The organism is Flavihumibacter fluminis (genome assembly GCF_021491375.1).
GTDB lineage: Bacteria > Bacteroidota > Bacteroidia > Chitinophagales > Chitinophagaceae > Flavihumibacter > Flavihumibacter fluminis.
Genome location: NZ_JAKEVY010000001.1, coordinates 1365766 through 1377659, shown reverse-complemented (window position 1 = coordinate 1377659; position 11894 = coordinate 1365766). Strand labels below are relative to the sequence as shown.

Annotated in this window: 6 protein-coding genes; all 6 read left to right on the top strand. The window is 40.0% G+C overall.

From position 1 onward, the window contains the following. Positions 1 to 111: 111 nt before the first annotated feature. The 6 genes from L0U88_RS06110 (at position 112) to L0U88_RS06085 (ending at position 11663) form a co-directional block, all read left to right on the top strand. Positions 112 to 378, top strand: coding sequence for a DUF5675 family protein (locus L0U88_RS06110; RefSeq protein WP_234864722.1), 267 nt, complete (start codon positions 112 to 114; stop codon positions 376 to 378). Next, complete coding sequence (locus L0U88_RS06105) at positions 375 to 602, top strand: hypothetical protein (protein ID WP_234864721.1); 228 nt, start codon at positions 375 to 377, stop codon at positions 600 to 602. The genes L0U88_RS06110 and L0U88_RS06105 overlap by 4 nt, the downstream gene beginning before the upstream one ends. Positions 603 to 1121: 519 nt before the next feature. After that, positions 1122 to 5243 (top strand): DUF5977 domain-containing protein, encoded by a 4122-nt coding sequence (locus L0U88_RS06100; RefSeq protein ID WP_234864720.1) that lies wholly within the window; start codon positions 1122 to 1124, stop codon positions 5241 to 5243. Between the two features lie 5 nt (positions 5244 to 5248). Continuing rightward, positions 5249 to 5785 (top strand): thioredoxin domain-containing protein, encoded by a 537-nt coding sequence (locus L0U88_RS06095; protein WP_234864719.1) that lies wholly within the window; start codon positions 5249 to 5251, stop codon positions 5783 to 5785. Continuing rightward, complete coding sequence (locus L0U88_RS06090; RefSeq protein WP_234864718.1) at positions 5786 to 7234, top strand: hypothetical protein; 1449 nt, start codon at positions 5786 to 5788, stop codon at positions 7232 to 7234. A 37-nt stretch (positions 7235 to 7271) separates the two neighbouring features. Continuing rightward, positions 7272 to 11663, top strand: a complete 4392-nt coding sequence (locus tag L0U88_RS06085) for a DUF6443 domain-containing protein (RefSeq protein WP_234864717.1) — start codon at positions 7272 to 7274, stop codon at positions 11661 to 11663. The last annotated feature ends 231 nt before the right edge of the window (positions 11664 to 11894 follow it).

The window sequence follows — 11894 nt, the reverse complement described above, 5'->3', positions numbered from 1 at the left end:
CTCCGGATGTTTTTTCTCAAGGAGGGCAAACATATTTTGATGGATGTTTGATCGCATACGATTCGTTTGCCAGCAAAATTATTGGACGTTAAAACCGAGGCATAGACGTGGTTGGCTGAATGCTTACTATTGGTGAAAGGTGTTCCCGACCGTACGCTGATTCTGATCCACCGTGCCAACCATGCAGCCAAAGAACTCAAAGGTTGTATAGCCCCGGTAACAGAACTAACGGCCCCGGGTAAGGGAAAAGGATCCGCCCGTGCATTCAAGGTTTTGATGCGCCTCGTTTTTAAATCCATATCCGATGAAGAACCTATATGGCTGCAGATTAGCAAACTGCCGGCCAATTCATCACCCGTAAAATTCAATACACTATGAAACAGCACGAAATAGACAGGCTCTCTATTATAGGTCGCGCCAATGCCGAAACGCCCAGTTTCTTTTTGAAGCTGCGCAACATTGGTTTGGTACTGGCTTCAGTCAGTGCCGCCATTTTGGCTGCGCCGATCACGCTGCCCGCAATCGTCAGCACCATCGCCGGTTATATCGGTGTAGCAGGTGCCGTTGCCAGCGCAGTTAGTCAGGTTACGGTTAAAGGTTAACCGTTAGTTTGGATGTGCGAATGCCCGGCCAATTGGCCGGGCATTTTTTGTGGCGTGAAAATTGGATAGGCTGTAATGCAACATTGGTAAGCGTTTCAGCGTTTAATGTTTTAAATAGTTTCTTCAAACAGATTTTTCGTTGATTGTTTTTCTTCTCATCTAAAAAACTTAGTATAAACGAAGTTTGTGTATTTAGTTGCTCTAATTGCATTAATCTATTCTGTTATATTTCACCTGTTTGTACCTAGCAAACGCCTGTTGGTGTAATAATTGAATTCCCTTCTTGTGATCATTTTCTATTCCAGTGTAAAACGAATATTGAAAATCAATTTGTTCTAAAGCTGATTTTTAGATACTAAATTCTTTAGAAAAAAATACCGTGTTTTCACGGGTTTTTCGTTCTAAACTTTTTCTCTAGTTTCAAATTGTTAAAAGAATTAGAAAAATCCCATTACCCTTTGAATATATACTTCTGGTGATTCTTAAAACATATTTCAAATCGTAATTAGTATCGCATATATGCAGACTTTGAATATCCTGGTTAAGCACTTTTTTGTTTTTGTTTTCCTGAACCTTTCATTTATTGGATTTAGCCAGAACCTGAAACAGAAAACCTTTTTGATTAATTCAAATACAATTTCTCCTGAAGCGGCAAGTATTCAAAAGTTTGGGAATATACCTGTAAACTACAATACGGGTGTTCCGAATATATCAATTCCAATAACTACAATTCAAATTTCAAAAATTAGTCTTCCTATTAGTATTGACTATCATGCCGGTGGAATCCGCGCAGATGAAGTGGCATCCTCGGTTGGGTTGGGATGGAGCCTAAATGCAGGTGGCGTTATTTCAAGAAGTCTCTCAGGTCAACCGGACGAGACCGGAGTTGGGTTGCTATATATGCCAGATGTGGTAACAGCAGTCCAGAATCCAAATCAATATTATGACTACCTGTATAGGGCTGCTGCTGGTGAAGATGATGATTCTCCTGATATATTCTCCTATTCAAGTTCTACAGGAAGTGGGCAATTTATGTTGAAAAAAGATGGTGGAATATTTCAACTCCCCTTAACTAATAATAAGATAGAGAAGTATTTTGATGGAAATGGAAAAATGAAGTTTAATATAACTGATGAAAATGGCATAGTATATAAGTATGAACGTCTTGAAACCATTACAATAGGGCCAGTTAATTTTCATCAGCCTGTCATGCCATTTACCAATTCCTGGCGATTGACTAAAATTATAGACCCTAATACACTTGATGAGATAACATTTACTTATGAAGATGCTTGCGGTACTCATATTATTGAAAAGTCATTTAATTTTTCACATTTTATTGGTACCACACCTGGTTGCACCACAGGAAGTGGATACGAAATGTCAATAAGCAATTCTGCTTCATCTTCTTCACAGACTAATATGCTTACTACATCCTATGTAAAGGAAATAGCGTGGAGAGAAGGAAAAATTGAGTTTGAAAATTCATGTGACCGTGTAGATAGACCTGGAGTTGAAAAGAGACTCAGGAAAATAAAGATATACTCAAAGGTAAACTCAAATTTCAATTTAATAAGAGAAATTGCTACTCACCAATCTTACTTTTTTTATAACTCAACACAATCATTCAACTCTTACCAAAATTCAGACCCTCGGAATTATCGTCTTCGGCTCGATTCCATTTCAGATGTTGCTACTGGTATAAATGGAATAACACACAAGTTTGAATATAACTCAACACCTCTTCCATCTTATGAGACATTTGCTCAAGATTTTTTTGGATTCTCAAATGGCCAATGGTCAAATCAGTCTTTAATTCATCAACGAATTGAGAAAATAGCATATGTTAATCTGAATGCTTATGATGAAAACTACACAATAGTTGGTAATGCCAATAGATTTTCAAATACAAATTTTATGAATGGGGGCATGATTAATAAAATTGTATACCCAACTGGTGGTTATACTGAATTTTATTTTGAACCTCATTCTTATTTAACTGGTAACAAAGTTTATTTACCCAAAACGGTAGGACTATCAGCGCATGCCACAACAACAGCTTACCACACCGCAACTTTTACCACTGATCCTATAATAAAGGATCCTCGCTTTAACTTAACATTATCTAGTTACAATTTTCCAAACGTTTCAAATCCGATTAGTCTGAAAATTACGGATTTATCAAATGGGGCGGTTATTCTGAGTATTGCTAATATGGATGCAAATTCTATTCTTAGTAAATCTATTAATCATTTGCCATTATTGGGTGGACGGAGTTATAAGATTGAATTCTTTTTAAACACAACAAATAATCCACAAGTAACTGGAAATATTGAAATATTGTATGAATATGAAACAAGTACTAATGAAGTTAAATATGAAGGAGGAATGCGAATTAAAGAATTAAAATCATATACAGGAAATGGAATATTAGCAAGTCATGATTTATATAAATATGGAAGTAATGAAAGCGGATTTGGAAAACTACTCACTCCATATACATTTTTTTCAATGATGAAAAAAAAGATAATTAATGGTACCTGTTGCTATTTGCCAGGTACCGCCCCTGCTAACTTTCCAAAAGTTGCTGCTGAATCTGTAAGTTATTCCGCTGGTAGTTTAAATCCGGCCTCTCAATTTTCAGGTTCATCAGTTTTGTATGATACTGTAGTTATTTATAAGAATGATTATATTAATAATACTAAGCTGAAATTGGAGTTTCATTATAAAATATTTTCTGATAATAACTTAATAGAAGCTCCAGGCCAAACATCATTAAATATGCATCGACTTTTTCCAAATAATTGGAAAAATGGAAAATTGATAAGAGAGCGTCATTTTAGGTCCGATCCGGGAAATAGTTACTCTATTCTTAATGAAAAAGAGAATTTTTATTCAGAAAGAAGGATAGGAAGCATAAAGGGCTTGAAAGCAAGCTGGAAAATTCAGTATGATAATATGTGCTGGTTAAATGCTGGCAGTCTTAATACTGATGTGGAATATTCAGTTTATGACATTTATAGTGGTATTTACCAACTTGATTCAACAAGGGTTACTAACTATGAATTGAATGGATCGCAGGTTTTGAAAAATTTGGAATCGTTTGGCTATTTAAGTTCAGGTCATTTAAATCCAGTATCAATAACAAAACTCAATTCTAAAGGTCAGGTAGTGTTAACAAACCTGAGGTATCCGTCAAATTTCGTGTCTTCCGGGAATGTTTATGAAAAAATGGTGAATAGAAATATTATTGGTCCAGTTGTAGAAGCTGAAGAATTAATTGGAGGAGTATCAACTAGTACGTATAGAATTAATTATAAAGATTGGTTTAATGATACAAAAATATTAGATCCTGAATCTATCCAATTCAAATTCCATAGTAATCCCTTTGAAACAAAGGAGACTATTTATTCACGTGACACATATGGGAATATACTTCAAGTAGGAAAGGCAAATGACTTTGAATCCTATTATTTTGGTCATTTGGGTACTAAAATGCATGCAAAAGTTTCTGGAGCATCCAGTAATAATATTTTCTTTGATGGTTTTGAAGAAATTACAGGTTGGTCAAACGCAAACGGTGGAAATAACTATGATATGCCCATTGTTTTTGATCAAAGCCGTTCTAAGACAGGTAAAGTATCTGGAAGACTAACAAATACTTCTGGTACAAAGAGGTATTGCCATTCAACTAAATGGTTATCCATTAACAATACAACTTCAAGGAAATATAAATATTCTGGATGGGTTTACAGTACTGGAACTGCAGCTGATCTGTACTTGTTTATGAAAAGGGCCAATGAAACAAATTATTTTAGTTATGTTGATTATGTAACAGTTGTTAGTTCTGGATCTTGGAAATATGTCGAAAAAATATTTGATGTACCAGCTGATGTACGATCAATTAGCTTACGAGTAGATATTAATAGTAATGGAACTGTTTGGTTTGATGACTTAAGGCTTCACCCTGCTGACGCTCAAATGACTTCTTATACTTTTGATCCATTGGTGGGTATTACAAGTATAACAGATATTAATAACAATCAATCTTATTATGAGTATGATTTATTCAAACGGCTATATTTAGTCAAGGATAAAGATGGTAATGTAATTAAAAAATACTGTTATAATTATACTGGTCAACCTGTCGCATGTGATCTCTTTACTAATGATGATAAATCTGGATCATATACTCGAAATAATTGTGGTGCTGGTTCTACAGGTGGTTCTGTCTATGTAAGTATTCCTCCTGGTATGTTCTCTTCCATAGTTAGTAAAGCGGACGCCAATAATCAAGCTACCGCCTATGGACAAGCTCAAGCTAATGCTACAGGCACATGTACCTCTTCCAATATAAATTTAGTAGCTAACAATACTGTTATTTCATCAACTGTTTATATTCAATACTATAACACAGTAACAGGTCAACAGTATAATTTTTCACCCTCTTACGGATTCAACGTACCCTTAGGAAGTATTCCTTCGGGTACCTACCATATAACATTTGGTGTCAACGATTTGTATAATTCCTACTATTTTTCATTGGGTTGCGGATATTATGGAAGTGGTTCTAATTACACCTTTTACAATATAGTAGTAGACAATACTTGTAGTACTGTAAGCATTTCATCATTTTATTAATTGTCATGAAAAAAATAGTATCGATTGTATCAATTATTGGTACCATCCTGTTTTCGAAGCAAGGGTTTTCACAAAACCAATCTTTTCATTCGCATTCTATTGAAAAATCAGATGGCAGCACTTCTTCTTTTTGGAGTGTACAGGGAAAAACAGTTCTGGTAATGGTAACTGCGGTGGATACTACTTTCGATTTTAGCGGATTGCCTGAACTTCAAAAGAAGTATCCGGATTTAATAGTGCTGGAATTTCCAGTGAAGCAATTAGCAAAATCTGCTCCGGTAACAAAAGCGGCCATTAGCAATGTGTTGGTTGCCAAAGAAAGTAAAGATAGTACCGATATAAATGGACAGTTATTGACTTGGCTAACACGTAAAGAAGGCAATAAACATTTTACAATTAGTCAATTAGAGGTTGGGCAAAAGTTTTTTATTGATGGAACGGGTGAACTGTATGCGGTAATGCCACCTGAGTTTAAACTGAGTGATCCACGTATTGATGCCATTTTAACCCGCGGAGCTTTTGTGCAACCTAGCAAAAACTAAGTGAAGAATTTAACTACCATATTAATTGTTGTTTGCTGCTACCTGTTTACAGGGTGGTGTCAAACCCTGCATGCGCAAGCACGTCATTCGTGGAATGAACGGGCCGATCAGTTGATTGAGCTTCCGGATAAGTTATTGGGCAAGGTTGGGCAACAGGCTGCAAAAGCAGAAAAACGCCTTCAGCAACAGAGCCAAAAATACCTGGCAAGGATCAAGAAACAGGAAAAACGACTTTACGCGGCATTGTATAAAAAGGATAGCGCACAGGCTAAAGCTTTGTTCGGTAACATAGATTCCATATACGCCCAGATGGAACAAGCTACTGCAGAGCTTGCTCAAAATAGCGGTCCCAGGCAACATTATTATCAGGGAAGGCTTGATAGTGTACAAACTTCCCTTCGCTTCCTGGCACAGGAACAACTGCCAGGTGTTCAAGCCAAACTCCCCAAGCAGCTTCCGTCAGCTTTGGATTCCTACAACCAACTGCAAAACCAGTTAACGCAATCTACTTACCTGGAGCAACAACTGCTGGAACGCCGGCAACAACTCCTGCAGCAATTATCCAACTCTGGATTGGGTAAACAGTTGCAAGCCTACCAACAACAGGTACAGTATTATCAACAACAATTGCGACAAGCAAAAGAACTACTAGAGCAACCTGATAAATTAGCACGGCAGCTACTGGCGTATGCTACAAAGCTGCCCCTGTTCCGCTCCTTTATGGAAAAGCATAGTGCGTTTGCAGCCATCTTCCCCCAGCCGGATCCTATTGTAAGTTTAACTACGCCTGGTAGTATGCAGACACGTTCGGCCTTGCAATCGCAGATGGGCAGTACACTGGGAACTGCAAATCCACAAGCCGCCTTACAACAAGGGATGGGGCAGGCGGAAGAACAATTACAATCCCTCAAGGACAAACTCTCGGCAGGCAGCTTTGGTGATGCCGGTGAAATGCCCACCACCAAAACCAACGAAGAGAAAACCCGCAGTTTGTGGAAGCGCCTGGAATGGGGAGGTAACCTGCAAAGTGCCCGCGCTACCAACTTCTTTCCAACTACCAGTGACCTGGGCTTAAGTCTGGGTTACAAGCTCAACAGTAAAAGTGTAGTAGGTGTCGGCGCCAGTTACAAACTGGGCTGGGGCAGTGATTGGAGAAATGTTCGCATGACGCATGAAGGCGTAGGCCTGCGCAGCTTTTTGGACTGGCGATTAAAGGGCAGCTTTTGGGTGAGTGGGGGTGCAGAACTCAACCATCGCCAGCGTATTGAGGACCTGGGGCTGCTAAAAGAACCGGGCAACTGGCAACAGAGTGCGCTGATCGGCATCACCCGAAAGTTCAAAGTTGGCAAAATGAAAACCGATGCCCGGTTGCTCTATGATTTTTTATGGCGACAACAAGTACCCCGAACCCAACCCGTAGTGTTCCGGGTGGGCTACACGATCAAATAACAGGAACCATTAAACCTTATTCTATTTACCTGCTAGTATGAACCATATGCACCAGACGCTTATCAGACTCACTGCTTTTTTACTTACTTGCTGCGTTGTTCTTCCCAACCGAACTGCTGCTCAAACGCCGATTAATTTTGTGCGTACCTGGGAGGCAATGTCGCCTCAGACGGATCCAGCTACCATGGGCAGTAAAACCGTACGGGAAGTTCGGCAGACTACTCAATATTTGGATGGCCTTGGAAGACCGATCCAAACAGTAGTGAAACAGGGCAGTCTGAATACCGCAGCTGGTCACACACAGGCTTATGATATGGTGAGTCCGGTGGAATACGATGCTTTTGGTCGCCAGGAGAAGCAATACCTGCCCTTTGCTGCTCACAGCAATATCAGTGGCAGTGCATCCCCCACAGATGGTTCGTACAAAAGCAATGCGTTGTTGCAACAGAACTGGTTCTATTCGAATAGTAATGCACTAAGTCCGATCAATGGGCAGGGAGATACGAAGTATTATGGGCAAACAGTGTTTGAGGCATCGCCGCTTAATCGGGTGGACAAACAAATGGCACCGGGAGAATCCTGGGTGGGTGCAGGGAGAGGGATTGAGTCCAAGCGTTATTTTAATACAGCATTGGATGAAGTGCGAAACTGGAATGTGGTTGACAATGGAGTAGTGGGAGATTTAGGTACTTATACATTGGGAACAAATTACGCGCCAGGCACCTTATATAAAAATATGACTGTAGATGAAATGGGGAATCAGGTGCTGGAGTTTACGGATAAGGAAGGGAAGGTGATCCTCAAAAAAGTACAAACGATCAATGGGGCAGTTGAAAATGGGGCTGGCATAAATCATACCAATTGGTTGTGTACTTATTATATCTACGATGATCTGGGTCAATTACGTTGCGTTGTGCAACCCTTGGGAGTAAAGTTACTTCAAGATAATTCAAGTTTAAATTGGCAGCTAAGCAATGCTACATTTTTGAATGAACAATGCTTTAGATATGCGTATGATAAGCGGGGTCGCATGATTGTAAAAAAAGTTCCTGGTGCAGGTGAAGTCAGAATGGTTTATGATGCCCGGGATCGGCTGGTATTATCCCAGGATGCCAATATGCGGGCATTGTCTCAAAAAAACTGGATGTACACAACCTATGATGAGTTGAATCGACCAAAGAAAACTGGACTGATGACCACCAGTTCAACGCATCTTACGCTAATTAATGCAGCCGCTACCCAAACCGCTTATCCCAATCCTTCGAATTTTACACCTTTTGAAGAGTTGACGGAGTTGGTGTATGACTCTTATGAGGGATTGCCCAACCACCAGGGAATAAGTGCAACTTATAATACAGCGTATAAGACCAGTGCTTATATGTCAACTACCTATTTGACTAGTCCTTTGTTTGCAGAGAATCCACTTCCTAGTTCTGCAGTAATTGGTAAACCCACCTGGACCAAAACCAAAGTGCTCGGCACCTCCAGCACCTATTTATACACTGTGATGATTTATGATGATAAAGGACGGGTAATCCAGACCCAAACTACCAATTTGTTAGGCGGATTGGACATAGTTAGCAACCAATACAGTTGGAATGGTTCTTTGTTACACAGTGTGATGCGACAGCAAGTGATAGGCAGTCCCAATCAGGAAACCATTGTAGCAACCAAGTATTCCTATGATAATCTATGGAGACAAGAGAAAATTGAAAAGAAAGTCAGCCATTCCTTGGTTAATAGCGGAACGTTGCCATCGTCTTACAAAACTACCGCCCTGTTGAAATACGATGGATTGGGGCAATTAAAAGATAAAAACCTCGGCAGCAAGCCATCGGCTCCTACCAGTCCGCTTGCCAACTTAAATCACTTGTATAATATTAGGGGATGGCTGCTAGGTGTTAACAAAAGCCAGATGACAACTTTAGGAGCAGATCGCTATTTTGCCTTCGAGTTGGCCTATGATCGGTTAAATGGTTGGGGATCAAACACCAAACAATACAATGGAAATATCGGATCAATCAACTGGAAAACAGAGGGAGAGCCGGATGCTATCCGGAAGCTGGCCTTTACCTATGATAAGGTGAATCGATTACAACACAGTGTCTATAGTGACAATGCTGCTTCAGGGCTTGATTTTTCCACCAATAGCATTAGTTATGATTACAACGGGAATATTGCTGGTCTTCAGAGAAAGGGTTGGAAACCGGGTGGAAGTGTCACTATTGATGCGTTAAATTATGCGTACAATACCTTCTCTAATAAGCTTAAAAATGTACGGGAAGGACAAAACGATCCCAATAGTTTATTAGGTGACTTCAAAGTGTCTTCCAATCATGTTCAAGTGAAAGATGTAAACCTGACTGTTGATTATGAATATGATGCGAATGGAAATATGGTCAAAGATCTCAATAAGGACATAGCTACAATGAGCGGGGGTAATGCGATTACCTATAACCACCTGAACCTGCCAACGCAGCTAACAATCCGTAAGAATACCAATTCCAATCGGGGCACCATTACGTACACGTATGATGCTGGCGGAAACAAGCTCCGAAAGGAAACTTCAGATATCAGTACAGCTGGTAAAACCATTACCACCACTACCAATTACCTGATGGGCTTGGTATATGAAACAAGAATCACCAGTCCTGCCGATGCAGCAAATGATTATACCAATCGCCTGCAACTGATCAGTCACGAGGAAGGAAGGATCCGCTTTACTCCAGCCATTGGAGCTGCTCCGGCTAAGCTGGATTATGATTACTTCCTGAAAGATCATTTGGGTAACGTACGGATGGTGTTAACGGAAGAGGTTGCTTCGGAAACTTATCCCACCTTAACTTTTGAAGGTGCTTCCGGAAGTGCTGAAGTACAAAACCAGGATAAGTTCTGGGAGAACAAATCCGGTCAAAGCATCAATGTAGTTGCTAGCAGAACCGCCCACAGTACAGGCACCAATGCGATGCTGCCCCGCAAAAGCCTGGGGGCCATCGGTGCCGCCAAACTTTTGAAGGTAATGAGTGGGGATAAGATACAGGCGAGTGTCCAATTTTACTACACTACTGCAAATACTAATAATACGGGTGCCAGTGGTATAAACAGCCTGACCGCCAATATTGCTACCTTGATAGGCAACTCGATTACGCCCGCTGGTGTAATCAAAAATGGGGCTAGTGCAGTAGGCGCCACGCTATCAGCTCAGGACCCATTAATTACCATGTTAAATACACCCAACAGCACCAGTGGTGCTAACAATGCTCCCAAGGCGTACTTGCACATCCTGCTTTTTAATGAACAGTTCCAGTTCGATCAGGTAAACAGTAGAGTAGTCCCAGTGTCGTATCAGGTGGGCAGTTGGGGAACCATCTCCCGAATTGGTGCCAATGCCGTACCTGTTAAAAAGAACGGGTACGCCTATGTTTACTTCAGCAATGAGTCGGATGAATTGGTATATTTTGATAACTTTAACCTGACGCATGAAAGAGGCCCAATATTGGAGGAAACGCATTATTATCCGTTCGGGTTGACGATGGCGGGGATTAGTTCCAGGGCTATGGGAAAAATGGATAATAAGTATGAATTCAATGGCAAGGAAAAGCAAGAGAAAGAGTTTAGTGATGGGGCAAGTTTGGATTGGTACGATTATGGCGCAAGGATGTATGATCAGCAGATCGGTAGGTGGCATGTGATAGATCCGTTGGCAGAAAAATATAATGATGTTTCTCCATACGCTTTTGTGAAAAATAGTCCTATTAATCATATAGAAGTTGACGGTCGGTATTTCGACAAGCAAAATGAGAAAACGGCTCAGAGGATGGAAAGAAGAGCTGAAAGGCGAGCTGATCGATTAGAAAAGAAAGCAGATCGTCTTGAGCAAAAAGGCAGAGATATTGGGGATTTGCGTGAGCGGGCATCTGAGTTACGCCAATCTGCTGGTGATATTAGAGATATGAGAGGGTCTGAGACCGAATTTAGATTTGCTAAAGTGAATGACAGACTAAACACAGTAAGAGATGAGAGTGGCAACGGTTTGCCTGTTACAAAAAGAACCGGGTCTAATCAGATTACAATGTTTATGGACAGTAAGAAGAATTATCATGAGCCAAGGCATGGTGGACAAATTGCACGAGGAGAATATGACACTGATTTATTTGGTAATACGACCAAAGGATATGGGGCACAATCAGAGATTTCTGCATACCGGGCAGAATACGCATTTAGAGGTCGATTGTCATATGTACCAGGAATTGATCTAACCAATAAAGATAATCTACTTAAGCTGGGGAGCGGAGTCCGCGGGTTTAGGCAATCAATAACCAATATAGGCGGGATCACAAATGATATGTTACGTTCAATGGTTGATCAGCCTGGAATAAATCAAAGATATATATATCTGGATAGACCTAAAGAATGGTGGGAAAACTAATAACTTAACTATGAAAATATATTGGCTATTTATTTTGTTTATTTTTTCTTGTAAGGTATCTAGTGAAAACAGAACATATAAAGATTTGTATCAAACTGGATATGCTAATTTCAGGTATAGATTCTCTGATGGTGGGAATAGGAATTTGTGCATTAAATTTTTAAATGACTCCGTTTTTAGTATCTCTAATACTTCTAGTATTGCTCATCAGTATAATTTTGTGAACTTTGA